A 25,267-nucleotide genomic window follows, 5' to 3' on the forward strand; every position below is an offset into this window, starting at 1 on the left:
TAAATAACCTATCCTTAGCCTTATAGCTTCGGAAGATCACTTAGAGGAAACTCTAAGCTTAAAAATAACTCTATTCGACACTTTCTTTTAAAACACATAGGAAGTCGAACAAATAAACCCTAGGATTAGAACCTAAAAACATTTAAATGAGTAACAAAACGATTATTGGTAGCCAAGAATGGGTATCATTACCAGATTTAGATATATCAACCATCAAAGTACGTGTAGATAGCGGTGCTAAAACGTCTGCGTTACATGCTGTAAATATTCAGCCATTTCAGCGAAATAACGATACATGGGTAACTTTTGATGTGTACCCTATTCAACATAACGGCAAAAAAGTAATTCATTGCGAAGCTGTTGTTGTTGATAAAAGAGTTATTAAAAGCTCTACAGGTAACCGTGAAAATAGATATATCATAAAAACTACGCTTAATCTCAACGATACTTCTTGGGATATAGAAGTTTCTCTTACCAATAGAGATAGCATGGGATACCGTATGCTTTTAGGAAGAGAAGCTATGATGGGAAGACTTATTGTTGATCCAGAAAGTAGCTTTATGCTTGGCGACCTCAGCGATGAAGATGTTAATAAAAGATATAAAGCTAACGTTCAAATTCAAGGTGGCTTAAAGATTGGACTTCTTGCTAGCAATCCAAATTTATACAGTAACCGAAGAATTATAGAAGCAGGAGAACGCATGGGACACGAAGTTGAATTTTTCAACATCCGCCAATGCTACATGAAATTAGATGCCGAAACTCCTGAGATACATTATCGTGGAGGTAGAATTCTAAACGACTTAGATGCTATAATTCCTAGAATTCGTCCGAGTATGACTTATTACGGATGTTCTCTAGCAAGACATTTTGAATCTATAAATATTGCCTGTTTAAATAAAGCGGAATCAATTCGTCAGTCTAGAGACAAACTATTTTCATTACAATTATTACTGAAAAATGGAGTGAGTATTCCTACAACTGGTTTTGCGAACTCTCCTTTAGATACTAACGACCTTATAAAAATGGTTGGAGGCTCTCCTCTTATCATAAAACTTCTTGAAGGAACTCAAGGAAAAGGTGTTGTTTTAGCTGAAACAAAAAAGGCAGCAGAGAGTGTTATTAATGCATTTAAAAGCCTAAATGCATATATATTAGTACAAGAATTCATTAAAGAAGCTGACGGAAAAGACCTTCGTATTTTTGTAATTGACGGAAAAGTTGTTGCAGCTATGCAAAGAGAAGCTCCTCCAGGAGAATTTAGAGCAAATATGCACTTAGGAGGAACGGCATCATTGGTAAAACTTACGGCAGCAGAAAAGAAGATAGCTATTAAAGCTACAAAAGCAATGGGGCTCGATGTAGCTGGAGTAGATATAATAAGATCCGCAAAAGGTCCTTTATTACTTGAAGTAAACTCTTCTCCTGGATTAGAAGGTATTGAAACTGCTACAAATATTGATATTGCAGGACTCATGATAAAATCCATCGAAAAGAAACTAAACTGGAAACCATAAGGAATCTATTTTATAAAATTATTAAACCCGAAATACCTTACGTTAAACTAAAGGTATTTCGGGTTCTTTTTTAATCTTATATTTTCCTAATTCTTCAATATTACAGTCTCTTTTTGAATATTTTTCATTTCTATCCTTCAATAAATATTCAATTCGGCTAACAATTAATGTACTTAATCTAATATTCTTTCATAAAATAAATTAAGAATGTGATTAGATTTATTTTTGCTGCATGACAACGCTCGTTAGTAAACATAAACTAATTAAATCTTATAAATTAGATTTTGGATATATAGAAATATACCCAAAGTTTGTCATAGGTATAATTAATGATGGAATCGATTTGTCATTAGAGAATTTATCCGACTTAATAGCTATTGCAGACATTCATTATCGCAACAAAAACTATAGCTATATTTCTTACAGGAAAAATGCATACGCCATTAACCCTACACTCTACGAATACATAAAAGATATTGATAATTTAAAATTATTAGCTATTGTATCTAGTAAAGAACTTTATAGGCATAATTTTAAGATTGAGAAGTATTTTTATGGTAAAGAAATGAAACTCTTCAAAAATTTAGAAGACTCCGTAAAGTGGGTGCTAAAGAAAATGGATTAAATCACTTTCTCCACCTTAATTTTAAAACTTTTTAAATACTTAGGTTCTTATCAAACCTATATCAGCTCCTTTTAATCTTTAAACATTTCAGGAGATACTTTTGTCGTTCCCATAAATTCAATAGTTTTCTTAATATCGTCATGGAAAACTCTATCCTTATCAACAAAAGGAACTACTTTAGTATAAGCCTCAAAATAGTCTTCTATTATTTCCGACGATTTTGCTGGATGTCTAAAGGCCAATGCTTGAGAAGCATTTAAAAGTTCGATTGCCAGAATTGATTTCAGATTTTCTAAGATTCTAAAACACTTCGTTGCTGCATTTGCTCCCATACTTACATGATCTTCTTGACCGTTAGAAGAAACAATAGTATCTACACTTGCAGGAGTTGCTAATTGCTTATTCTGACTCACAATACTAGCGGCGGTATACTGCGGAATCATCAATCCAGAATTCAATCCAGGATCATTCACCAAAAATGATGGCAATCCTCGTTGTCCAGAAATTAACTGATAGGTTCTTCTTTCAGAAATACTTCCCCACTCTGCCAATGCGATTCCTAAATAATCTAAAGCCATCGCTAGCGGCTGACCATGAAAATTACCTCCCGATAAAATCTCATCTTGATCAATAAATATATTTGGATTATCGGTAACCGAATTAATTTCAGTCTTAAAAACTTTTCTTACATGTGCCAAAACATCCTTTGAAGCACCATGAACTTGCGGCATACATCTAAAAGAATACGGATCTTGAACCTGCGTTTTAGGAAGTTCAGAAATCTCACTTCCTTCAATAAAACTTAAAATTCTAGCAGCAGTTTTTATTTGTCCTCTATGCGGACGCACTAAGTGTATTAATTTATTAAATGGCTCTGTAAGTCCGCCAAAAGCATCTAAGGACATCGTTCCTACTAAATCCGCTAAATACGAAAGTCTATACCCATTTATAATACACCACACCCCATATGCACTCATAAATTGAGTTCCATTTAAAAGCGCTAGTCCTTCTTTTGACTGCAAAGCTATCGGCTCCCAATTTTTATCTTTTAATACAGTTGCCGTTTTTACTGTTTCTCCATTATAATAAACTTCTCCCATTCCTAATAAAGGAAGAGAAAGATGTGCAAGCGGAGCTAAATCCCCTGATGCACCTAAGGAACCTTGGGTATATACAACAGGGATTATATCTTCATTATACAAGTCTATCAATCTACAAACTGTAGCGAGTTGCGCCCCACTATGTCCGTAACTTAAAGATTGTATTTTAAGTAACAACATTAGTTTTACAATCTCCTTTGGCACCGCTTCACCCGTACCACAGGCATGAGACATCACTAAGTTTTCTTGAAGCTGACTCAAATGATCGTCAGCAATTTTTACATTACATAAAGATCCAAATCCAGTATTAATTCCATAAACTGGTTTTTTATCCGCAGCTATCTTTTTATCTAAGTACTTTCTGCAATTATCTATATTAACTTTAGCCTCATCAGATAGTTTAAGCTTTAACTTATTATCTATTACATTAGAAATCGTTTCAATATCTAATACTTCTGAGCTTATATAGTAAAAATCGTTCATTCTCTTTATGTAGTTAAAAGTCCAAAAATCTGTATTACCGACTAATTTTACAAGGAAATACAAACAATTAACCTAATCCTTATTTTATATTAAGCATTATCTTGATTTTCTTGATAATCTTTCGTGTTTTTCTTCAGCAAATCAATAAAGGCATCTCCTGTAAAATCAATAATATCTGTTGCTGTTAGCGCTTCTACGCCAGAACGCAACACAGCTAGATCTCCAGCTCTTCCATGGATGTACACTCCCATTATCGCAGCTTCAAACAAACTATATCCCTGCGCTAAGAGTCCACAAATAACCCCTGTTAGCACATCTCCGCTTCCCCCTGTTGCCATTCCTGGATTTCCTGTGGAATTAAAATACAATTCTTCTTTATTTATAGTAACCGTATATGCGCCCTTTATCAAAAGTACCAATTCATTTTCTTTTGAAAACTGCTTCGCTTTTTCTAATTTATCAAAGTCGTCTTTCCAGCTTCCTATTAGCCGCTCCAATTCCTTTGGATGTGGCGTCAAAATAGCATTTCCTTTTATCGACTTTAAAAGATGTTTATTTTCAGAAATAATATTTAGAGCATCAGCATCTATCACTAAAGGTTTTTTATTCTGAATAATAAAATCGGAAAAAGCTTTTACAGTAGCTGCGTGCTTCCCTAATCCTGGTCCGATTGCAATAGCGGTAGGCGTGATATCAAATTTTATATCAGAAATATGTGTTTCCTCGGAATCTGTTAAAACCATCGCCTCAGGAAAAGAAGCTTGTATTGTTTGATACCCACATTTAGGAATGTAAGAAGTAACCAATCCAGCTCCAGAATGTAATGCAGCTTCGCTACACATAAGAGCAGCGCCAATTTTACCATAGCTACCTCCAATTATCAAAGCATGACCAAATGTGCCTTTATGAGAGAATCTTCCACGTGGTTTATAAACCCCAAGAACATCATACTTTTCTACATAAAACATATCTGTAGGCTCTTTATACAAGTGTTCTGCATCCTGACCAATATCTAGAGCCTCCCAATATTCGGTATAAATCCCAGACTGCGGTAATAAGAAAATTAATTTAGGTAATTGAAATGTTAGCGTATAATTTGCTCTTATAACTGTATCTTTTTCTGTAATAGCCTTCTCCATATAAAGGCCCGAAGGAATATCTACAGAAAGAACAAAAGCACCACTTTTATTTATATGATTTATAATAGCAGCTACCCAACTAGCAGCTGGTCTATTCAAGCCGATTCCAAAAATAGCATCTATTACTATATCATTAGCACCAATTCTGGGAAGGTCATTATCTTCTGTAAGTAACTCCGGCCAATATTTTAGGTTTTTAATCCTATCAAAATTCAGCAAAAAATCTTTAGAACGTTTATCACTATAATTCACAACATAAGCAGAAATATCATACCCTTGTTTCAATAATAGTCGAGCTACAACCAAACCATCTCCTCCATTATTTCCTATTCCACAGAAAATATGAATCTTAACTTTTGTATTTACTAATTGTCTATTTATCCAATTAAAAACTGTTTTACCAGCCCTCTCCATCAATTCATCACTGGTAATATTTTGCCTCTCAATTGTTAATTTATCAGCAAGGCGTATTTGTTTAGTAGAAAAAATCTTCATTTTACAACAATTCTTTAGTTAAATTATTAAATTCTTAATAATAACTTTTATGTTTTTTTAATACTATAAAAGTACTACATTTGAATACTATTACGAATAAACACATGCAAAGTTTTAATAACATACATACTACTTCTATATTCTCCACGGAGAATACATGTATTGTTTCTATTATTCGTAACACTACTATTATTACCCCTTTTGGGGTATAAATTTTCACATATCGTCCGTATATTATATTTGTTTAAATCCAAACAAAGGAGATTCCTTTTATAGATTATAAAAATGCAACAATACAAGCAGTACTATATAAAATTAGCCCATTGTAGTATTATATGCAAAAATATAAAAGCGATTACTCGAGGTTTTAGCAAACATAATTTTCACATAAACAACACCCAACTAACTTTAAAAGAACTATTAAACATTATTATGGATCTCAATTCACACAAACACTCCATAATAGAAAAAACTAACAAATGAAAGTATTAAAATTTGGCGGCACTTCGGTTGCTAATGCAGAGAATATAGAAAAAGTAAAAGATATAGTCGTCAATAACTCAAAAGAGGAAAAAACTACCATTATAGTTTCTGCCTTTGGAGGTGTTACAGATATGCTTGTAAAAGCCTCTCTCCTCGCCTCTTCACTAGATGAAGACTACAAAAATGTATTAGAGGAAATAGAAGAAAGACATATTAAAACCGCCCAAGAACTTATCTCTATAAACAACCAAAGTAAAGTTATAAGTAATATAAAAAGAGAGCTAAATGTTCTTGAAACTTTACTAGAAGGTGCTTTTTTAATCGGAGAAATCACTCCAAAATTACTAGATAAAATTGTTGGCTACGGAGAACTTCTATCTTCATTTATTATCAACGAATATTTTGTAAAAGAAGGCTTGGAGAGTGTACATAAAGACAGTAGACTTCTTATAAAGACAGACGATTCTTTCGGGAAAGCTATCGTTGATTTTAAGACGACTAATGAGCTTTGCGAAAATTATTTTGGTACTGTTAGTTATCAGGTAATTGTAGTTCCTGGTTTTGTAGCTTCTTCTGCAAAAGGAGAATCTACAACATTAGGACGTGGAGGTTCCGATTATACTGCAGCCATAATTGCAGCAGCTATAAATAGTGATGCCTTAGAAATATGGACAGACGTTAGCGGAATGTACACTGCCAATCCAAAACTTGTAAAACAAGCGTTTGCAATTCCACATATCTCGTATCAAGAAGCAATGGAACTGTCTCATTTTGGGGCTAAAGTTTTATATCCGCCAACAATACAACCTGTTTTATCAAAAGGAATTCCTATTCATATAAAAAACACCTTCGCTCCTAATGAAGAAGGAACACTAATCACAAAAAACAACAACGGAAAAGCTCGCGCTGTTAGAGGAATAAGTCATGTAGAAAGCATTTCTCTGATTTCTTTAGAAGGAAGTGGAATGGTAGGTATTCCTGGAATTTCAAAACGCTTTTTTGAAGTTCTTTCTGAAGCAAAAGTGAGTGTTGTTTTTATTACTCAAGCCTCTTCAGAGCATTCTATCTGTATTGGAGTTGCTTCTGCTGATGCTGAAAAAGCTAGAACTGCACTTAATAAAGGGTTTGAGTATGAAATGACACTCAAAAAAATAAACCCTGTTATTGTTGAAGATGATTTGGCAATTGTAGCTTTAGTTGGAGACAATATGAAAAGTCACCAAGGACTTAGCGGGCGTATGTTTAGTGCATTAGGAAAAAACAATGTCAATATCCGTGCTATTGCTCAAGGTGCTTCTGAAAGAAATATCTCTGCTGTGATCAATAAAAACGATGTTAAAAAAGCTCTTAACACACTACATGAGCAGTTTTTTGAAGATAACATAAAGCAACTCAACTTATTTGTAATGGGAGTTGGAAATGTAGGAGAGAAATTCCTAGCTCAGATAGAAAAGCAACGCAAGTTCCTTAAGAAGCAATTAAAATTAAATATCCGTGTTGTCGCTCTTTCTAATTCTAGAAAAATGATCTTTAATGAAAACGGAATCGATCTTAAGAATTGGAAAACGCTTTTAGATGAAGGTGAAAAAACAGGATTAGAAGCATTTTATGATAAAGTAAAAGAGTTGAATCTTAGAAACAGCATTTTTGTTGATAATACTGCAAATGAAGTAGTTGCAAACACTTACGAGAACTATTTAAACGACAGTATTTCTGTTGTTACTTGTAACAAAATCGCTGCTTCTTCTCCGTATAAAAATTACATCCACCTAAAAGAGCTTTCAAGACAATACAACGCTCCATTCTTATTCGAAACGAATGTAGGTGCAGGGTTGCCTATTATAGATACCCTGAAAAATTTAATTGCCTCTGGTGATAAGATTACAAAAATACAAGCGGTACTTTCCGGAAGTTTAAATTTCGTCTTCAATAATTTTAACGACAAAACAGATTTCCATGAAGTTGTAAAAGAAGCTCAAGACGAAGGATACACAGAACCAGATCCTAAAATTGACTTAAGTGGAATTGATGTAATGCGTAAAATATTAATTCTTGCTCGTGAAAGCGGTCATGAAATAGATATTGAAGAGATAGAGAATGAAGCTTTTCTTCCTCAAGAGAGTTTAGACACAAATAGCGTAGAAGATTTCTACAAATCTCTTGTAAAAAATAAAGCTCATTTTGATAAAATCTATAATGATGCTGCTAGCAAAGACTGTAGACTTAAATATGTTGCGCAATTTGAAGATGGAAAGGCTAAAGTAGGGCTGCAACACATTCCTAAAGACCACCCTTTCTATAACCTAGAAGGAAAAGATAATATCGTTCTTTTCTTTACAGAGAGATATACTGAGCAACCGTTAATTATAAAAGGTGCTGGTGCTGGTGCAGATGTAACAGCTTCAGGAATTTTTGCAGACATCATAAGAATTGGTAATTTTTAGACCATGAACGAGATAAAATTATTCTGTCCAGCAACAATAGCAAATATCTCTTGTGGATTTGATGTTCTAGGATTATGTTTAGATAATACTGGAGATGAAATGCTGGTTCGAAAAACAAAGAAAAAAGGTGTTCGAATCACTAAAATCATTGGTCAAGAGTTGCCGCTAGAAACAGAGAAGAATGTTGCGGGAGTAGCTGTATTAGCTATGCTTAAAGAAACGGAAACCGATTATGGTTTTGAGATAGAGATCACTAAAAAAATAAAGCCTGGAAGTGGAATTGGCAGCAGTGCTGCTAGTTCTGCTGGGGCAGTATTTGGTGTAAATAAATTACTTGGAGAGCCTTTTTCTTTAAATGAATTGGTAAAATTCGCTATGAAAGGTGAAGAGCTAGCTAGCGGAGCTCCGCACGCAGACAATGTGGCTCCTGCCCTACTTGGCGGTTTCACTTTAGTAAAAGGCTACGATCCTTTAGAAGTTATAAAGCTACATTCACCAAAAGAAATCTATGCTACAGTTATTCATCCGCAAATAGAGGTGAAAACTGCTGATGCTCGCTCGGTAATTAAGCAAACTATCCCTCTTAAAAAAGCTATTATCCAATGGGGTAATCTAGCAGGATTGGTAAGTGCGCTCTATACCGAAGATTACGAATTAATAGGACGCTGCTTACACGATGAAATAGTAGAACCTATGAGGAGTCCGCTGATACCAGGCTTCCATAAAGTTAAAGAGGCCGCCATAGCAGCAGGTGCACTTGGTGGCGGAATTTCAGGTTCAGGGCCGTCAATATTTGCTTTATCTAAAGGCAAAGAGACTGCAGAAAAAGCAGCAAAAGCAATGGCAGAAATTTATAAAGATTTTGGTGTAGATTATGATATTCATGTATCCAAAATCAATACTGAAGGAGTAAAAGTACTTTAAAAAATAGTTATAACGTTATGGAGTTACCTAGACATACATTAATTGAAAGCTTCGTAACAGCATAATAGCTTAACGGCATTAACAATCAAGAGAATGAAATATTATAGTCTTAACGACAACAAAAGCAACGCCAATACTAGCTTTGAAGAAGCAGTAGTAAGAGGTATTGCTCCAGATAGAGGTCTTTATTTTCCAAATGAAATAAAAGCATTAGATAAGGATTTTATAGAAAACATTGAAAACTATAGCAATGAAGAAATTGCATATAAGGTCATCAAGCAATTTGTAAACAACGAAATTCCAGAAGATATTCTAAAGGGAATTATCAAGGAAACATTATGTTTTGATTTTCCTACCGTAAAAGTAGAAGACGATGTTTATTCTTTAGAGCTTTTTCACGGTCCTACAATGGCATTTAAAGATGTTGGAGCTCGATTTATGGCGCGTTGCTTAGGATACTTTAACCGAGATAAGGCTGATGAAACAGTAACAGTATTAGTAGCCACTTCTGGAGATACAGGCGGCGCTGTAGCTAGTGGTTTTTTAGGCGTAAAGGGAGTTGAGGTTGTTATTCTTTATCCTAGCGGAAAAGTAAGTGATATTCAAGAGAAACAACTCACAACACTTGGTCAAAACATTACTGCTCTTGAAGTAGACGGTGTTTTTGATGATTGCCAAGAAATGGTAAAAACTGCGTTTTTAGACTCAGAACTCACCGAAGAAAACTTAACTTCTGCTAACTCCATAAATGTTGCTAGATGGCTACCACAGATGTTTTATTTCTTTTTTGCTTACAAACAGCTAAAGTCACAGAACAAAGAATTAGTTTTCTCTGTTCCAAGTGGTAATTTTGGAAACATTTGTGCTGGTATGATGGCTCATAAACTAGGACTTCCGGTAAAACAATTTGTTGCCTCCACTAATATAAACGACACGGTTCCACAATATATGGCTACAAAACAATACTCTCCAAAGCCTTCGAAGCAGACAATTTCTAATGCCATGGACGTAGGAAACCCAAGTAACTTTATCCGTATCCAAACAATATTTAATAATGATTTTGAGGCGCTAAATGAGTTATTCTCATCTTTCAGCTATACTGATGAGGAAACTAAAAAAACAATGCTTTCTATCCACAATAACACTAAATACGTTGCAGATCCACATGGCGCAGTAGGCTATTTAGGTTTAAAAAAATACCAAGAAACACATCCAAATACATTAGGGGTTTTCTTAGAAACAGCACATCCTGTAAAATTCTTAGATGTTGTGGAGAGTACTTTAGGAGTTACAGTTCCTATTCCGGAGCAAATAAAAGCCGTAATGAACAATAAAAAAGAAAGTCTTTTAGTAAGCAATTATGAAGGTTTAAAATCCTATTTAAAGAGCAGATAACTTCCTTTTTACATAAAATGAAAACTGCTGATGACATTTAAAAGCAGAATTACAGGGATAAAAATGAGTCGGAAATTGTGAATTTAAATGCAACTTTCCGACTCATTTTTATCCTTTTTTTGGTTCATTATGAAAAATAAAATGATGTGTTTTTATAATTTTAAATCAAGAAAGCGTGTTTATTTTTAGTCAGAAATCATCATTAAAAAGGTCTCATTTTTCAGAAATAAAAGAGCTTTTTTTTAACCATAAAAAACTATAATTTTTAAGTTAATTTCAACAGAGGAAAACCTTGTATTTGCTCTCAAAAAAAGAACTAAAAATTTAGCTTCAAAATAGCATCATGAAATTAAAAATAAGCGCTATTTTTACTTGCGTTATATTCCTTATAATTCAATTTCCGAACAAGAAATCATACTTTTTAGTAGTAATTATCAGTGATTTCTAACTTAAAAAAACACATTAAACTAAAAGTTTATATAAACAATCATAAAATACTGATTAACATAATTTAATACAAATAAATTGACAAGATGTCATGCTTGTGAAATCTATCAAAAAGAAGATGTTTCAATGTAAGAAGAAAAGTTAATTTCGGTCTTTATTATTTTTTCTCCCTTCTTCAATATCGGATAAATGCACTCCCTTTTCCTTATCATAAAAAGCATTCTTAGGACTGCCAATAATCTGCGAAGAATAAACACCAGAATGACCCGAAAATAAGTAAGCGGTACTACATGCTAAAGCTATAAAAACTCCAGCTTCAATTCCAAATAATTCTATCCCCATAACAGTACATGCAATTGGTGTATTTGTAGCTCCAGCAAAAACAGCAACAAATCCCATTCCTGCCAATAATCCCATCGGTAACGGAATGAACCAAATCAATACATTTCCTAAAGCGGCTCCGATATAAAATAAAGGTGTTACCTCCCCTCCTTTAAATCCAGCTCCCAAAGTAAATGAGGTAAACAATATCTTCAATAAGAAATCATAAGAGTTTAAATTCACATTAAAAGCATCCACAATAGTTGGGATTCCTAATCCGATATATTTTGTAGTTCCAATAGCATAAATCGAAACTGCTAAAATCGCACCTCCTATAAATGGTCTTAAAGGCGGAAACTTTACATGCTTTTTAAATAAGTTGCTCCAGAAGTGAGTAGATTTAGAAAACAACATCGCCACCAAACCAAATATAATTCCAGCTAAAAGCGTCCATAATAAATTAACAGGTGTCATTTCTGCAACAGTATCTATGTGATAATGTGTGTGATTAACGTTCCAAATTTCACAAAAGTAATCTGCAAACACTGCCGCCATAAAACTAGGAACAATAGCACCCAAACGGATCCGCCCTAAAACGAGAACTTCTAATGCAAAGATCCCTCCCGCCAATGGAGTTCCAAAAACAGAAGCAAAACCAGCGCTTATACCTGCAATGAGAACAATCCTTCTATCGCTATCCGATAATTTAAAAAGCTTTGTGAATCTATCTGCAACGGCTCCACCAACTTGCACCGCTGTTCCCTCTCGACCAGCAGAACCTCCAAAAAGATGTGTTACGATCGTTCCAAATAGCACTAAAGGAGCCATTCTAAAAGGAATTATTTTTTTTGGTGAATGGAACTCTTCAAGCAGTAAATTATTCCCTTTTACAACGCTATCGCCATAAAGGTAATACGAATAACCAATAATGAGTCCACCAATTGGCAGCAGCCAAATAATCCATAAATGAGCCTCTCTCCAGTTTGTAGCCCAATCTAGGCTCAAAAGAAAGAAAGCAGAAATACTCCCTACTATGCTTCCTATGAGGAGACAAATAAAGATCCATTTAAAGAGATAAAGTAATGTTGGAATTTGCTCTAATGAGAGCAGGAATTGCTTGATTTTTTTATTATTCATTTTGACATATATAAATGATTCTACTGTGGCATAAGCCATTAAAAGTAGAAGTCATCAGCTCAAAACGGAGCGGTTAAAGGCAGACCTCATTGCCAAATGTGAAGCAAATATAGTAAAAAAGATAAATCTAGAATTGAGAATTCCAAAGTATACTAAATTTCTCTCACACAACTGTATTTTTAATCGCTCTTTTTCGTACTTTGGTAGCAAATAGTCTATATAAAACTTTTTAAATGACAATGACAAAAAATCGCTTAGAAGCGTTCAGCGATGGTGTTTTAGCTATTATTATTACAATAATGGTGTTAGAATTAAAAGCACCCGAGGGAACTGATCTAAATTCTCTACTCTCTAAAACCCCAGTATTTTTAAGCTATATAGCTAGTTTTATCTATGTAGGTATTTATTGGAATAATCACCACCACCTCTTTCAGATAACAGAAAAAGTAAACGGAAAAATCCTATGGGCAAACCTACACCTCTTATTTTGGCTCTCGCTTATTCCATTCACGACATCATGGATTGGAGAACATTACGATGCTATAATGCCAGTAATTGCATACGGAGCTGTTCTGCTCTTATCGGCAATAGCGTATTATATATTACAAAATGAAATTTTGAAAGCACATGACGAGAATTTTGCTCTTAAAAAGGCTGTTGGGAAAGACGGAAAAGGGAAACTCTCTATTGTTTTCTACCTTATCGGAATAGCATTATCCTTTATCTCTCCGTGGATTGCAATTGCTTGTTATATTCTCGTAGCAATTATGTGGCTTATTCCTGATAAAAGGATTGAAAAAAGTATGTAATTACTTTAACCCTTTAAGCATTCTATAGTTTCCAAAAAGATCTTTTCTGAGCTCATTATTACGAAAATTATGTTTATCCATCAATTGAAGCATTTCTTCCCCCAAATATTGATTGATTTCAAAATACAGTTCACCATTTTCTACCAAAGAATCTGATGCTAATGCTGCAATCTTATTATAAAAAATAAGGGCATTATCATCAGCAACAAATAAAGCAGTTTCAGGCTCATATTGCAAAACATTGTTCTTGATTTCTACTTTTTCAAGATTCCGAACATACGGCGGATTAGAAATAATCACATCATACTCATCAACCTTTGGAAATATATCAGCCAAATTAGACGCTTTAAGAATATCAACTTCAGAAAAAGATACATTTACGTTATTATTTACAGCGTTCAATTTTGCCACTTCCAACGCTTCCTTAGAGATATCTATAGCATAAACATTAGCTTTAGAGAAGTTTTTAGCAATAGCGATCGGAATACAACCAGATCCTGTCCCTATATCAAGAATATTAATCTCTTTATCTGTTTTTACATTTTCTAGCACCCACGAGACTAACTCTTCTGTTTCTGGGCGCGGAATTAGCGTATGTTTATTAACTGCAAACTCTAATCCGTAAAAATGAGCATTCCCAAGAATATACTGAATTGGCTTTTCTGCTTTTAAATCTGCTAATGCAGCTTTAAAACTAGATACAGACTCTCCCGATATAACTGTTGTATATTCTTGCTGAATTTGATACGGCTTTAATTGTAAATATGATTCGCAAAGCCAATTAAAAAAAGTCGTAATCTCTGCTAAAGGATATAGGTCTTTTAACTCGCTTTGGTACAATTCTTTTATTTCCTTTAACTTCATCATTAACAAGTCTAATTATTAAGTATGCATATTAATTACAGTTACTCAAATTCATTACAAATCCAACTTTATAAATCCTTCAGCATCCAAACTGGACAAGAATAATGCCCTGTATTTCCCATTGGAGCGTCTAAATAGCGAAATCCTGCCTTTTTATACAACTTCTGAGCATCCGTCATATATGGCATCGTTTCTATATAACACTGCTTATATCCAAACTTTTTAGCTGTTTTTAAACAGGTTTCCATCATCTTCATACCTAATCCCTTTCCGCGGGTAATCCCTAAAAAATACATCTTCTGAAGCTCACATACCGTTTCTGCCTCATTTGTTAAATGAGCAATTCCAGCACCTCCAACAACAACGCCATCTTCTTCTAATACAAAATAACTCGCCTTCTCTTTATTATAGGTTTCGTATAAATCTTCTAGAGCCACATCCTCATAGGCGGTGCCTACTTTTGGCGCTCCCATTTCTACAATCACTTCTCTAACAATTTCGGCCATCCTCTTATTATCAGTTGGCTTAATTTCTCTTATATTCATGAAATATTACGATGATTTAATAGTATTTTTGTTTTGATAATTTTGGGGATGAATATACACGAATTCTACATAAAAAGATGCATCAAACTAGCTAAAAATGGCTTAGGAAACACATACCCCAACCCGATGGTAGGTAGTGTTATTGTTGCTGACGGAAAAATAATAGGAGAAGGATACACCAGTCCAGCAGGACAAAATCATGCAGAAGTAAATGCTATCCAATCGGTTAAAGACACCTCTCTTTTAAAAAACGCTACAATATACGTTACTTTAGAGCCTTGCTCTCACTTCGGAAAAACACCTCCTTGCGCCGATTTAATTATCAAAAATAAAATTCCGAATGTCGTTATTGGAGCTTTGGACACAAATGAAAAAGTTTGCGGACGTGGAATTCAGAAACTGATGGAGGCTGGCTGTAATGTAACGATTGGAATCCTTGAAGACGAATGCAGGGAAGCCAACAAAAGGTTTTTTACATTTCAAGAAAAGAAAAGGCCTTACATAATTTTAAAATGGGCCGAAAGTGCAGATGGTTTTATTAGTCCGCAGCAACTAGCTGAAAAGCGTGAACCAGTTTGGATTACAGGCGAAACTTCCAGACAATTAGTCCATAAATGGCGCGCTGAAGAGCACGCTATCTTAGTTGGCACCACCACTGTTATAAAAGACAATCCGAAGTTAAACACAAGAGACTGGAAAGGGAATTCCCCTACACGATTTATAATCGACCGCAAATTAAAAACTCCTAAAGATTCTTTTGTTTTAGACGATACACAACACACTGTTTTTATTGTTGATAAAAATACAAACACCCCTTCTACGCTCTTTAAAAACACCTCTTTTGAAAAAATAGATTTTGAGGAAGATGTAACTAAGCAGATTATAAACGTGCTACACAAAAACAACATCCAAAGTATTATTATTGAAGGAGGTTCTAAAACACTTCAATCGTTTATAAATGTAGATTTATGGGACGAAGCTCGCGTTTTTAAAGGTAAAGTAATCTTTAATAAAGGCACCGAAGCTCCTGACATTAATGTTTCTAAACTTTTTTCAGAAGAAAAAATTGCTAGCGATATTTTGAAAATATATAAAAATACTGAAGATGAAAAAGAATAAAGAGGAGCAAAATACTATAAAGAATATCGTATTCGATTTTGGAGATATTTTTGTCGATCTAGACAAACCTGCTTCCATGAGGTTGATTTTAGAAAAGCAGCCCGATTTTATACTCACTGAAGAGATTATAAAAATAAATAACGATTATGAAAAGGGATTAATTACCACAGAAGCATTTACAAATTCTTACCAAAAGCTTATTCCAAATATAGACAGTAATACGCTTCAAGAAATATGGAATGCCATAATTCTAAAAATTCCACCACACCGATTGGATTTTATAGAAGATTTATCAAGCAAAAAAAAGTATCGTTTATTGTTACTTAGCAACACCAATGAGCTACATATTCAGCAGGTAATTAAAAATAATAGTTTAGAAAACTACAATCGATTTAAAAAGTGCTTTGACAAGTTTTATCTTTCCCATGAAATAAACTTAAGAAAACCAAACAGCAATATCTTTGAGTTTGTTTTGAATGACAACAATATTATTGCTGAAGAAACGCTTTTTATTGATGATACTTTAGAACATATTGAAACCGCAAAACAACTTGGTTTCCATACATGGAATTTGATTCCGGGGAAGGAAGATATTACAGAATTATTTGAAAAAGAGTTTCCTTTTCCGCAGTAATAAATGCTAGTAACTATTATATAGACTATCAACAATTACTATGTTTGCAACTACATAAGAAGTCAGAAATATTTTGGAAGACATATATAAAACAATAGCAGCGCCCACCAATGAAGTACTCTTTAAAGACAAAGGGAGTAAGTTTTTTGGTTATGGATTTCCTATTGAAAGCGAAGAAGACATTAAAGAAGCATTAGAGGAGGTCAAAACAAAACACAGTAGCGCCCGCCACCACTGTTATGCATGGCAAATTGGAATTGACCAAGATAAATTGCAATACAGAGCTAATGATGATGGAGAGCCCTCAAATACAGCGGGAATGCCTATTTACGGACAAATACAATCGTATGATGTTACTGATGTACTGATTATTGTTGTTCGCTATTTTGGAGGCGTTAAACTTGGTGTTGGCGGACTCATCAACGCATACAGAACTACTGCTCAATTGTGTTTAGACGAAGCTTACATCATTGAAAAAACAATCGATACTCATTTTTTAATTTCCTTTGAATACAAACACATGAATAATGTTATGCGTATTATAAAAGAAAAGAACTTATCCATAGAAAGTCAAAAAATGGAACTCTCTTGCGAAATTATCGTAAGCATTAGAAAAAGTAAATCCGAAGAAATCGAAAAAGCATTTGAGCAGTATTACGAAATAGAATTATCAACACTGTAGTATTTATCATAATTTATTGAGGATATAATCAGGGCATCGCATAGGCCTAAAAGTTTCACTATTTATGAAAGCCAAAGTTGTATTCGCTTCAGCTATTATATCGCCCTTTTCATCGAAAATTGTGTAATCAAATTCTATCCTTACGGTAGGCGTCTTTTTGAGCCTCGCTTCAATTGTTAATAAGTCGTCGTACCTCGCTGATTTCTTATAATTTATCTGCAAAGACACTACTGGAAGCATCACGCCGTTGTCTTCCATCCAACGATAAGACACTCCTAAATCACGAAGCCACTCAACTCTCGCAATTTCAAGATATTGAGCATAATTTCCATGATAAACCACTCCCATTTTGTCTGTTTCACTATATCGAACTCTTATGTTAATTTTATTTGTTTTCTCCATTAAAAAATGTATTTTACGTGTGTTATTAAATTATGAACAAAATGTTACCAAGCATGCGAAAAAAAAACAATAAATTCAACCTCCATTCATTTTTTTTTTCAATTTTTTGTTCACATATTTGCTTAATCTTAAATGATAGTTGATTTCTAAAATTCTATTCACTATCAAACCTGACTAACGAAAAAAATTATATCAAAGAATGAACGTAACTGCGGAATCCGTATGGGAAAATTGTCTACACTTTATAAAAGACAACATACAACCTCAAGCATATAAAACTTGGTTTGAACCCATAAAGTCTGTAAAGTTAACGGATAATGCTTTGAGTATTCAGGTTCCTAGCAAATTTTTTTATGAGTGGTTGGAAGAACACTATGTTAAACTTCTAAAAGTTGCCTTAACTAAAGAGTTAGGTGAAAATGCTAAATTGGTATATGTAATAAGAATGGAGAATACCTATGGCAACAAACAACCATTTACAGAAAGCATTCCTAGTTCGAATAGAGCTACTATGCAGCCTCAAGAATTAGACGTACCGGTTAAACATAAGAATCCAGAATTAAAGAATCCTTTTGTAATTCCTGGAATCCGTAATATTAAAATCGAATCTCAACTAAACCCTAATTACAGCTTTGATAATTTCCTAGAAGGAGACTCTAACAGATTGGCGCGTTCTGCTGGTTTAGCAGTAGCGAATAAACCTGGAGGAACTTCTTTTAATCCATTACTTGTGTTTGGTGGTGTTGGTTTAGGTAAGACGCATTTAGCACATGCTATTGGTGTTGAGATTAAAGATAAATATCCTGAAAAAACAGTTCTTTATATTTCAGCTGAAAAATTTACACAGCAATATATTGAATCCGTTAAGAAGAATACAAGAAATGATTTTATCCATTTCTATCAACTTATAGATGTTCTTATTATTGATGATGTTCAGTTTTTCTCAGGAAAATCTGGAACTCAAGATGTATTTTTCCATATATTCAACCATTTACACCAAAATGGGAAGCAAGTAATTCTAACTTCTGATAAAGCTCCTGTAGATATGCAGGATATCGAACAACGCTTACTTTCTCGTTTTAAATGGGGATTATCTGCGGAATTGCAGAATCCTGATTTTGAAACACGAATTTCTATACTTAAAAATAGACTTTATCGTGATGGTGTTGAGATGCCAGACGAGATTATAGAATGTGTTGCAAGAAACATAAAAAGTAATGTTCGTGAGTTAGAAGGTGCCATTATATCTTTAATTGCTCAGTCTTCTTTCAATAAAAAGGAAGTTACTATTGAACTTGCAAATCAGATTGTAGAGAAATTTGTTAAGAATACAAAACGTGAAGTTTCTATCGATTACATTCAGAAAGTAATTTCAGATTATTTCCAAATGGATGTAGAAACACTTCAGTCTAAAACTAGAAAACGTCATATTGTTCAAGCTAGACAACTAGCTATGTTCTTTGCTAAAAAATACACTAAAGCATCTTTAGCGAGTATTGGTTCTCAAATTGGAAAGAGAGACCATGCAACGGTATTACACGCCTGTAAAACTGTTGATAACTTAGCAGAAACTGATAAACAATTTAGAAAGTACATTGACGATTTAAGTAAAAAATTCGCACAATAATGCAGGTTAAAGTTCTTATGGTTTGCTTAGGAAATATTTGTAGATCTCCACTTGCAGAAGGAATCCTAAAAGCAAAAGTAAACCCTAAAGATGTATTTGTAGATTCAGCAGGAACTTCAAATTACCATATTGGCGATAAACCAGATCCTAGATCTATTCAAATCGCTAATAAGTACAATATTGATATTACAGATCAGCGTGGCCGACAATTCACTGCAAAAGACTTTGATAACTTCGATTTAATTTTCGCTATGGATAATAGCAATTATAAAAACATTATCCAGCAAGCAAGAAATGAAGACGATAAACAAAAAGTACATCTTATTTTAAATAAATTAACTCCAGGTGAAAATCTTGATGTTCCAGATCCATATTATGGCGGAGCAATGGGCTTTGAAAACGTATACAAAATGCTCGATCAGGCTACAGATGTTATCGTAAAAGAAATCTCTAATTTATAGTTTCTTCGTATCTTAGCGCCATAAAATTCATACATGGCTACAGATAACAACACTGGAAAGTTATATTTAATCCCAACAACACTTGGTGAAGTAGAACCACTTGAAGTACTCCCTCTTTCTATAAAAAGAGCGATTGAAAATCTTGATTTTTATATTGTGGAGAACGAAAAGACCGTTCGTCGGTTTATTAAACGAATTAGCCCTAAAAAATCACAGCCCAGTTTAAAAATTCAAGTACTTAATAAATATACATTACCAGAGGAAATTCCTACTTTCATCACTCCGTGTTTAAACGGCCATGATGTAGGTATTATTTCTGAAGCTGGCTGTCCTGGTGTGGCAGATCCTGGAGCTGATGTTGTTGCTATAGCGCATGAAAAAGGCATTAAAGTAGTTCCTCTTGTTGGCCCCTCCTCTATTCTACTAGCTCTTATGGCAAGCGGAATGAATGGACAGAGTTTTGCTTTTAATGGTTACCTACCAATCGATAAAGCGGATAAAAAGAAAGAGTTGAAAAATCTCGAAAAGAGATCTAAGGAACTAGATCAATCGCAGATATTTATGGAAACTCCATACAGAAACGACAAACTGCTAGCAGACATCACTGCAATGCTTTCTCCTAACACATTACTTTGCGTAGCATGTGACATCACATTACCTACAGAAACCATTAAAACGCAAAGCATAGCGCAATGGAAAGGAGCAAAAATAGATTTACACAAAAGACCTACTATTTTTATTCTGCACGCTCAATAAAAATATACTAGAGTTATAAAATACAAAAACCCTCAAAACACAATCGTTTTGAGGCTTTCTTATAACATTATAAAACTACTAAATCTTAGCAGCTTTATTAGCTTTCACATGAGATACATCGTATCCAGAGAACTTACGCATATAATAACGGATAGAAGCTCCATTTGCATCTGCAAACCCGGAAGCTCCATGCGTACGTAAGTAGCGTTTTACATTACCAGGACCTGCCAAATGAGCGGCAGCTAAAACCCCTGATTCTGTAACTTTAACACCGTTAAATACTCTTCCTACATACCACTCCAAATCTCTTCTTAAAACCCATTTGTTTCTTTCAAGATTGGCTATAAAAGCACGTTCTTGCAATTCTGGGTCGTTAAGAAAATCTGCACTAGAATGTATTCCTATCGTCTTTAGAGTAGAATTACCAAATTGGTATTTCCCCATATATCCTAACGGATTTACAGTAAAATAATCTCCTCGAGACTCTTTAAAAGCTAATGCTTCTTTGAAACCATTAAAAGACTTTCCTAAAAAAGGAGTTCTAATAACTTCTTCCACTTCCACATCTTCTTCTAAAGGAACAGAATAAGCTAAAGGCTCTGTTACGCTATTAAAATTAAGAACATTTTCTTCGGTTTTTTTTGTAGCAGTAAAACCTAAACTTGCAACGATTACGAAAATCAAAACTCCTACTAAAACATATAATTTTAATACTTGTTTTTTCATACTTATCTATTTCTTTAAGCTTTACATCAAATGAATGATTACTTAAAATTTAGCGTGCAAATATACGACTTTTTTAATAACCACAAAATCAAATAGTTAAAGTAATCTTAAAGTCTAAACTAGCGCTTTATAGCCTGAGAATTAAGCCATCTTACGTACTCTTGCTTGTTTCTATTGTGCTGAGATAAGGTTTTAGCAAATTTATGATATCCGAAATCCTTCACGTTCGCAACAAAATAGAAGTAGTCATTTTTTTCATAATTTAACACTGCATCGATTGCAGAAATATCTGGCATCGCAATCGGACCTGGAGGCAAGCCAACATATTTATAAGTATTATATGGAGAGTCTAATTCCAAATCTTTATACAATACTCTTTTAATTACTTTATCAAAATCTCCAGCATGTTTCTTTACAGCATAGATAACTGTAGGATCTGCCTGTAATAACATCCCTTTATTAAGTCTATTCATATAAACTCCCGCTACTCTTGGGCGTTCATCTACCATAGCTGTTTCTTTATGCACAATGGAAGCAAGCGTTATCACTTCTAACGGAGTTAAACCAATCGCTTCAGCTCTTTTCATGCGTGTTTCATTCCAAAAGCGCTTATACTCTTTCAACATACGATCTCTAAAGCCTTCTCCTGAAGTATTCCAAAATAACTCATAACTATTAGGAATATACATAGCAAGCGCTGTGTCTTCATTAAAATTAGCTTCCTTCAGAAAAGCTTGATCATTAAAACTATTCAGCAATGAAACACTATCTGCTTCAATCTGCATAGCAATACGACCTGCAAGCTTACCCAATGTTTCTTGATTATTAAAAGAAATATCTACTGGTAAATTTCTGCTTCTTAAAGAATTAATAATCTCATTATTATTCATCCCTTTCTTTATGGCATATTTACCAGGCTTAATATTATTTACATATCCTTTACGCTCAGCAATTCTTGTAAAAGTAGTCATGTCTTCCAACAATGGCTCTAATTGATCTTGGACATCATTAAAAGTGCCATCTGACTCTACATAAACATATGCTTCTTCATTCTGAAAAGTTGTATTTGGAGAGAATACTGCATTATAGACATAATACATAAAACCAAAACCTACAACAGCGCCCATAAGAGCTATAATTACTAAAATCTTTCTTATATACATTATTTATTGATCTTTTGATAAAGGATTTCGTCATGGAATTCTCCAGAAGTATAATTCCAATCTTTTTTAACTCCGACTCTTTCAAAACCTAAATTCGAAAAAAGATGAATACTAGGTTTATTATTTTCTGATATGTTAGCGTACAACTGATGCAAGTCTAAATGCTTAAAGGCATAATCAATAAGTAAAGACAGCGCCTCGCGACCTACGCCTCTATTACGATTTCCTTCTTCTAAGACAACTATACCTACACCAGCTCTTTTATTTTTAGGATTAAAATCGAATAAATCGATCAAACCCAAGATGTTATTATTATAATCTGAAATTACTAATCGCAATTGTTTTACCTCAAAAATGTCTCTGTGGCTATTTGCTAAATATTCTTTAAGGATATACTTAGAATAAGGAGTAAGCGTTTCACTAACTTCCCATATTTTTTCATCATTTTCTAAGGCATATAGAAAATCTAAATCCTCAGCTTCTAACGCTCTTAAGTAAATAGTATTTCCAGATAGTGTTATCATTATATTTTTATTAATCCTGAAAATACTTGTGTAGCAGGTCCTACTAAATGAATGTTTTTATAACCCACACCATTTTTTTCAAAAGATACATTTAGAGTTCCTCCAGGTGTAGTTAATGCAACTTTGTTTTCTTTTGTTTGCCCATTTGCATGCATTGCTAAAGCCACAGCAGTAACACCAGTTCCACAAGAAAGTGTTTCATCTTCTACTCCCCTTTCATAGGTTCTAACAGCAAAAGCTGCATCACCTTCTTTAGACACAAAGTTAATGTTACTTCCTGTGCTACCGTATTTCCCATAACGTAATTTTGCTCCGTTACTTTTCACATCTAAAGCAGCAAGATTCTCCACCAATTGTACATGATGAGGCGAACCTGTATTTAAAAAAGTATAACCTTCAAAAGTAGCTATCTCTGCAACATCTTGCATTGCTAAACTTACAATTCCATCTTTAATGCTAGCACTGTGCAACCCATCAACTGCTATAAAAGTACACACTTCTTTTACCACATTTAAAAAATTAGCAAAGGCTACTAAACACCTTCCTCCATTTCCACACATGGAACTCTCATTCCCATCAGCGTTATAATAAACCATCTTAAAATCGGTAGCATCATCATCTTCTAAGAGAATAAGACCATCTGCACCAACACCAAATTTTCTATCACATAAAAAATTTACGAGTTTAGTATCATTCTTAGGAAAAATTCCTTGGCGATTATCAACCATAACGAAATCGTTCCCAGTACCTTGGTATTTATAAAAGTTAAGTTCCATCTGTTTTTTTGATTCAGTAAATTATAATTATAAATTTTATGTTAAAAATTAACATGCTTATAACTAATCCGCAAATATACAATAATAGAAGCGTTTAATCCATTGTTAAAGTGCGTTAAAGTTGATAAAAAACAGTTGATTATAAAGTAATTTTAAATGTTAATTAAAATAAATAAGTTTAAAAGTTATGAAAAAATTTATGAGTCTTTTACTAGTTTCAATACTAGGTGGGGCGATTACATTAGGGATCTATAAAGTAGCTTTTGAAAAGGAAGTTCCTTTTATAGAAACACAGGAAAGTCCTTCTAAATTCGTCACAGCAAATTACAATCCATCTTCATTAGCCGTTGCCGATAATATAAACTTTACGGATGCCGCAGAGAAAACTGTTCATGCCGTAGTACACGTTAAAAACATGACTATTAGTAGAGGACCATCCAACATTATGGAATATTTTTATGGTTCTGGTGGGCACTCCAAAGCACAAATTGGAACTGGATCTGGTGTTATAATTTCTCCTGATGGATACATAGTTACCAACAATCATGTGATTGAAAATTCTAGTGAACTTCAGGTAACATTAAATAATAATAAAACATACAGAGCAGAACTTATTGGAACGGATACAGAGACTGATATTGCTTTGCTAAAAATAGATGCTGAAAATGATTTACCGTACTTAGCTTTTGGAGATTCTGATTTCACTAAAACTGGGGAATGGGTGCTAGCTGTTGGAAATCCATTTAATTTAACATCAACAGTTACAGCAGGAATTATAAGTGCTAAAGCAAGAGACTTAAATGAAGATGACGGTAAATTTCAATCGTTTATTCAAACAGATGCTGCTGTAAACCCAGGAAACAGTGGAGGTGCATTGGTAAACATAAATGGAGAATTGATCGGTATTAATACTGCAATTACTTCTCAAACGGGGTCTTATATAGGTTATTCTTTTGCCGTACCAAGTAATATTGCCAAGAAAGTCGTTAATGACATCATGGAATTTGGAAACGTACAAATGGGAACCTTGGGTATTAAAGGCCAAGATTTAGCTGTTATAAATGGTAGAGTTGAAGGAATTAATGAATCTGAAGGAGTTTTAGTTGCTGAAGTATATAAAAAATCTGGAGCCTATAAAGCTGGATTGAAACCTGGAGACATTATTAAAAAGATTGATAATATTAAAATTTCTAAATTCTCTGATTTAACAGGTTACCTAAGAAGTAAAAGACCAGACGATCAAGTTAATCTTTCTGTTTTAAGAGATGAAAAAAACGTAGAACTCCCAGTTACATTAATAGACAACAGCACATACATATACACTATTGAAGAGGTAGGTATTTCTTTGCAAGCACAAACGGAATCAGACAAAAAAAGATTCAATAATCAAGACGGCGTTATTATCTACAGCTCTAACGAATATAATCGAAGATTAGGACTAAACGGAAAATTATTAATCGGTATTAATGACCAAAAAATAAAAACCGTTGAAGATGCTAAAAATGCAGTTGCTAAAGCCAAAGAATATGGTATGATGAGTATCGTTACTATTAACGAACGTGGAGAAAGAGAAAGACTTATTTTTAGAGAATAACAAAACACTTCCCCTAATATTAAAGAGCTTCTATACGGAGCTCTTTTTTTTTGATAAAATTCTTTACGAAAACGT

At 33.8% G+C, this 25,267-nt stretch carries 23 protein-coding genes and 1 riboswitch; of the genes, 13 read left to right on the forward strand and 10 right to left on the reverse strand.

Features of this window, described 5'->3' with window-relative positions; all coding sequences use genetic code 11:
- The first annotated feature begins 146 nt into the window (after nucleotides 1-146).
- Both rimK and JM658_RS13055 read left to right on the forward strand, forming a co-directional pair.
- Complete coding sequence (gene rimK, locus JM658_RS13050) at nucleotides 147-1,517, forward strand: 30S ribosomal protein S6--L-glutamate ligase (RefSeq protein ID WP_236959716.1); 1,371 nt, start codon at nucleotides 147-149, stop codon at nucleotides 1,515-1,517.
- A 232-nt stretch (nucleotides 1,518-1,749) separates the two neighbouring features.
- Nucleotides 1,750-2,142, forward strand: coding sequence for an STAS/SEC14 domain-containing protein (locus tag JM658_RS13055; RefSeq protein WP_236959717.1), 393 nt, complete (start codon nucleotides 1,750-1,752; stop codon nucleotides 2,140-2,142).
- A gap of 71 nt (nucleotides 2,143-2,213) precedes the next feature.
- Here JM658_RS13055 and hutH read toward each other — a convergent pair whose 3' ends face one another.
- Complete coding sequence (gene hutH, locus JM658_RS13060; protein WP_236959718.1) at nucleotides 2,214-3,725, reverse strand: histidine ammonia-lyase; 1,512 nt, start codon at nucleotides 3,723-3,725, stop codon at nucleotides 2,214-2,216.
- Nucleotides 3,726-3,814: 89 nt separating this feature from the next.
- Nucleotides 3,815-5,359, reverse strand: coding sequence for an NAD(P)H-hydrate dehydratase (locus JM658_RS13065; protein ID WP_236959719.1), 1,545 nt, complete (start codon nucleotides 5,357-5,359; stop codon nucleotides 3,815-3,817).
- A 479-nt stretch (nucleotides 5,360-5,838) separates the two neighbouring features.
- Here JM658_RS13065 and thrA point away from each other — a divergent pair, with 479 nt between their 5' ends.
- The 3 genes from thrA (at nucleotide 5,839) to thrC (ending at nucleotide 10,605) form a co-directional block, all read left to right on the forward strand.
- Nucleotides 5,839-8,286, forward strand: a complete 2,448-nt coding sequence (gene thrA / locus JM658_RS13070) for a bifunctional aspartate kinase/homoserine dehydrogenase I (RefSeq protein WP_236959720.1) — start codon at nucleotides 5,839-5,841, stop codon at nucleotides 8,284-8,286.
- A gap of 3 nt (nucleotides 8,287-8,289) precedes the next feature.
- Nucleotides 8,290-9,210: a homoserine kinase gene (locus JM658_RS13075; RefSeq protein WP_236959721.1), complete on the forward strand. Its 921-nt coding sequence runs from the start codon at nucleotides 8,290-8,292 to the stop codon at nucleotides 9,208-9,210.
- Between the two features lie 93 nt (nucleotides 9,211-9,303).
- Nucleotides 9,304-10,605 carry a threonine synthase gene (gene thrC, locus JM658_RS13080; protein ID WP_236959722.1) on the forward strand — a complete coding sequence of 434 codons (1,302 nt, stop codon included), beginning with the start codon at nucleotides 9,304-9,306 and terminating at the stop codon, nucleotides 10,603-10,605.
- 588 nt (nucleotides 10,606-11,193) lie between these two features.
- Here the strand turns inward: thrC and JM658_RS13085 are convergent.
- Nucleotides 11,194-12,510 carry a voltage-gated chloride channel family protein gene (locus JM658_RS13085; RefSeq protein WP_236959723.1) on the reverse strand — a complete coding sequence of 439 codons (1,317 nt, stop codon included), beginning with the start codon at nucleotides 12,508-12,510 and terminating at the stop codon, nucleotides 11,194-11,196.
- Between the two features lie 38 nt (nucleotides 12,511-12,548).
- Nucleotides 12,549-12,613: riboswitch (Fluoride riboswitch) on the reverse strand.
- Nucleotides 12,614-12,749: 136 nt separating this feature from the next.
- Here JM658_RS13085 and JM658_RS13090 point away from each other — a divergent pair.
- Nucleotides 12,750-13,319: a TMEM175 family protein gene (locus JM658_RS13090; RefSeq protein ID WP_236959755.1), complete on the forward strand. Its 570-nt coding sequence runs from the start codon at nucleotides 12,750-12,752 to the stop codon at nucleotides 13,317-13,319.
- On the opposite strand, the gene prmC is transcribed toward JM658_RS13090, so the two are convergent.
- Nucleotides 13,320-14,186 carry a peptide chain release factor N(5)-glutamine methyltransferase gene (gene prmC, locus JM658_RS13095; RefSeq protein WP_317207878.1) on the reverse strand — a complete coding sequence of 289 codons (867 nt, stop codon included), beginning with the start codon at nucleotides 14,184-14,186 and terminating at the stop codon, nucleotides 13,320-13,322. It lies immediately after the preceding gene.
- A gap of 65 nt (nucleotides 14,187-14,251) precedes the next feature.
- A complete protein-coding gene (locus JM658_RS13100) occupies nucleotides 14,252-14,728 on the reverse strand; it encodes a GNAT family N-acetyltransferase (RefSeq protein ID WP_236959724.1) in 477 nt (158 codons plus the stop codon).
- A gap of 48 nt (nucleotides 14,729-14,776) precedes the next feature.
- Here JM658_RS13100 and ribD point away from each other — a divergent pair, with 48 nt between their 5' ends.
- The 3 genes from ribD (at nucleotide 14,777) to JM658_RS13115 (ending at nucleotide 17,163) form a co-directional block, all read left to right on the forward strand.
- Nucleotides 14,777-15,847, forward strand: a complete 1,071-nt coding sequence (gene ribD / locus JM658_RS13105; RefSeq protein ID WP_236959725.1) for a bifunctional diaminohydroxyphosphoribosylaminopyrimidine deaminase/5-amino-6-(5-phosphoribosylamino)uracil reductase RibD — start codon at nucleotides 14,777-14,779, stop codon at nucleotides 15,845-15,847.
- The gene (locus tag JM658_RS13110) at nucleotides 15,834-16,481 is read left to right on the forward strand and encodes an HAD family hydrolase (protein ID WP_236959726.1); all 648 of its coding nucleotides are present in this window, start codon (nucleotides 15,834-15,836) and stop codon (nucleotides 16,479-16,481) included. The genes ribD and JM658_RS13110 overlap by 14 nt, the downstream gene beginning before the upstream one ends.
- A 73-nt stretch (nucleotides 16,482-16,554) precedes the next feature.
- The gene (locus tag JM658_RS13115; protein ID WP_236959727.1) at nucleotides 16,555-17,163 is read left to right on the forward strand and encodes an IMPACT family protein; all 609 of its coding nucleotides are present in this window, start codon (nucleotides 16,555-16,557) and stop codon (nucleotides 17,161-17,163) included.
- 6 nt (nucleotides 17,164-17,169) lie between these two features.
- On the opposite strand, the gene JM658_RS13120 is transcribed toward JM658_RS13115, so the two are convergent.
- Nucleotides 17,170-17,565, reverse strand: coding sequence for an acyl-CoA thioesterase (locus tag JM658_RS13120; protein WP_236959728.1), 396 nt, complete (start codon nucleotides 17,563-17,565; stop codon nucleotides 17,170-17,172).
- A gap of 199 nt (nucleotides 17,566-17,764) precedes the next feature.
- Between JM658_RS13120 and dnaA the strand changes: the two genes are divergently transcribed.
- The 3 genes from dnaA to JM658_RS13135 are packed head-to-tail and all read left to right on the forward strand — an operon-like array spanning nucleotide 17,765 to nucleotide 20,409.
- Nucleotides 17,765-19,192, forward strand: coding sequence for a chromosomal replication initiator protein DnaA (gene dnaA / locus JM658_RS13125; protein WP_236959729.1), 1,428 nt, complete (start codon nucleotides 17,765-17,767; stop codon nucleotides 19,190-19,192).
- Nucleotides 19,192-19,653 carry a low molecular weight protein-tyrosine-phosphatase gene (locus JM658_RS13130; RefSeq protein ID WP_236959730.1) on the forward strand — a complete coding sequence of 154 codons (462 nt, stop codon included), beginning with the start codon at nucleotides 19,192-19,194 and terminating at the stop codon, nucleotides 19,651-19,653. The genes dnaA and JM658_RS13130 overlap by 1 nt, the downstream gene beginning before the upstream one ends.
- Nucleotides 19,654-19,686: 33 nt before the next feature.
- Nucleotides 19,687-20,409 (forward strand): SAM-dependent methyltransferase, encoded by a 723-nt coding sequence (locus JM658_RS13135; protein WP_236959731.1) that lies wholly within the window; start codon nucleotides 19,687-19,689, stop codon nucleotides 20,407-20,409.
- 78 nt (nucleotides 20,410-20,487) lie between these two features.
- Here the strand turns inward: JM658_RS13135 and JM658_RS13140 are convergent, their stop codons facing one another.
- The 4 genes from JM658_RS13140 to dapF form a co-directional block, all read right to left on the reverse strand.
- Nucleotides 20,488-21,135, reverse strand: coding sequence for a lysozyme family protein (locus tag JM658_RS13140; RefSeq protein ID WP_236959732.1), 648 nt, complete (start codon nucleotides 21,133-21,135; stop codon nucleotides 20,488-20,490).
- Between the two features lie 119 nt (nucleotides 21,136-21,254).
- A complete protein-coding gene (gene mltG, locus JM658_RS13145; RefSeq protein WP_236959733.1) occupies nucleotides 21,255-22,298 on the reverse strand; it encodes an endolytic transglycosylase MltG in 1,044 nt (347 codons plus the stop codon).
- Nucleotides 22,298-22,822 carry a GNAT family N-acetyltransferase gene (locus tag JM658_RS13150; protein WP_236959734.1) on the reverse strand — a complete coding sequence of 175 codons (525 nt, stop codon included), beginning with the start codon at nucleotides 22,820-22,822 and terminating at the stop codon, nucleotides 22,298-22,300. Before JM658_RS13150 ends, mltG begins: the two co-directional genes overlap by 1 nt.
- A complete protein-coding gene (dapF, locus tag JM658_RS13155) occupies nucleotides 22,822-23,598 on the reverse strand; it encodes a diaminopimelate epimerase (RefSeq protein WP_236959735.1) in 777 nt (258 codons plus the stop codon). Before dapF ends, JM658_RS13150 begins: the two co-directional genes overlap by 1 nt.
- Nucleotides 23,599-23,785: 187 nt before the next feature.
- Between dapF and JM658_RS13160 the strand changes: the two genes are divergently transcribed.
- Nucleotides 23,786-25,192 (forward strand): S1C family serine protease, encoded by a 1,407-nt coding sequence (locus JM658_RS13160; protein ID WP_236959736.1) that lies wholly within the window; start codon nucleotides 23,786-23,788, stop codon nucleotides 25,190-25,192.
- Nucleotides 25,193-25,267: the final 75 nt, after the last annotated feature.

The sequence above is a fragment of the Joostella atrarenae genome, assembly GCF_021764745.1.
Classification (GTDB): Bacteria; Bacteroidota; Bacteroidia; order Flavobacteriales; family Flavobacteriaceae; genus Galbibacter; species Galbibacter atrarenae.

What these genes read in the sequence shown, in the direction of transcription:
- rimK (WP_236959716.1), top strand. Translation starts at nt 147, where the DNA reads ATGAGTAACAAAACGATTATTGGTAGCCAAGAATGGGTATCATTACCA.
- JM658_RS13055 (WP_236959717.1), top strand. Translation starts at nt 1,750, where the DNA reads ATGACAACGCTCGTTAGTAAACATAAACTAATTAAATCTTATAAATTA.
- hutH (WP_236959718.1), bottom strand. Translation starts at nt 3,725, where the DNA reads ATGAACGATTTTTACTATATAAGCTCAGAAGTATTAGATATTGAAACG.
- JM658_RS13065 (WP_236959719.1), bottom strand. Translation starts at nt 5,359, where the DNA reads ATGAAGATTTTTTCTACTAAACAAATACGCCTTGCTGATAAATTAACA.
- thrA (WP_236959720.1), top strand. Translation starts at nt 5,839, where the DNA reads ATGAAAGTATTAAAATTTGGCGGCACTTCGGTTGCTAATGCAGAGAAT.
- JM658_RS13075 (WP_236959721.1), top strand. Translation starts at nt 8,290, where the DNA reads ATGAACGAGATAAAATTATTCTGTCCAGCAACAATAGCAAATATCTCT.
- thrC (WP_236959722.1), top strand. Translation starts at nt 9,304, where the DNA reads ATGAAATATTATAGTCTTAACGACAACAAAAGCAACGCCAATACTAGC.
- JM658_RS13085 (WP_236959723.1), bottom strand. Translation starts at nt 12,510, where the DNA reads ATGAATAATAAAAAAATCAAGCAATTCCTGCTCTCATTAGAGCAAATT.
- JM658_RS13090 (WP_236959755.1), top strand. Translation starts at nt 12,750, where the DNA reads ATGACAAAAAATCGCTTAGAAGCGTTCAGCGATGGTGTTTTAGCTATT.
- prmC (WP_317207878.1), bottom strand. Translation starts at nt 14,186, where the DNA reads ATGATGAAGTTAAAGGAAATAAAAGAATTGTACCAAAGCGAGTTAAAA.
- JM658_RS13100 (WP_236959724.1), bottom strand. Translation starts at nt 14,728, where the DNA reads ATGAATATAAGAGAAATTAAGCCAACTGATAATAAGAGGATGGCCGAA.
- ribD (WP_236959725.1), top strand. Translation starts at nt 14,777, where the DNA reads ATGAATATACACGAATTCTACATAAAAAGATGCATCAAACTAGCTAAA.
- JM658_RS13110 (WP_236959726.1), top strand. Translation starts at nt 15,834, where the DNA reads ATGAAAAAGAATAAAGAGGAGCAAAATACTATAAAGAATATCGTATTC.
- JM658_RS13120 (WP_236959728.1), bottom strand. Translation starts at nt 17,565, where the DNA reads ATGGAGAAAACAAATAAAATTAACATAAGAGTTCGATATAGTGAAACA.
- dnaA (WP_236959729.1), top strand. Translation starts at nt 17,765, where the DNA reads ATGAACGTAACTGCGGAATCCGTATGGGAAAATTGTCTACACTTTATA.
- JM658_RS13130 (WP_236959730.1), top strand. Translation starts at nt 19,192, where the DNA reads ATGCAGGTTAAAGTTCTTATGGTTTGCTTAGGAAATATTTGTAGATCT.
- JM658_RS13135 (WP_236959731.1), top strand. Translation starts at nt 19,687, where the DNA reads ATGGCTACAGATAACAACACTGGAAAGTTATATTTAATCCCAACAACA.
- JM658_RS13140 (WP_236959732.1), bottom strand. Translation starts at nt 21,135, where the DNA reads ATGAAAAAACAAGTATTAAAATTATATGTTTTAGTAGGAGTTTTGATT.
- mltG (WP_236959733.1), bottom strand. Translation starts at nt 22,298, where the DNA reads ATGTATATAAGAAAGATTTTAGTAATTATAGCTCTTATGGGCGCTGTT.
- JM658_RS13150 (WP_236959734.1), bottom strand. Translation starts at nt 22,822, where the DNA reads ATGATAACACTATCTGGAAATACTATTTACTTAAGAGCGTTAGAAGCT.
- dapF (WP_236959735.1), bottom strand. Translation starts at nt 23,598, where the DNA reads ATGGAACTTAACTTTTATAAATACCAAGGTACTGGGAACGATTTCGTT.
- JM658_RS13160 (WP_236959736.1), top strand. Translation starts at nt 23,786, where the DNA reads ATGAAAAAATTTATGAGTCTTTTACTAGTTTCAATACTAGGTGGGGCG.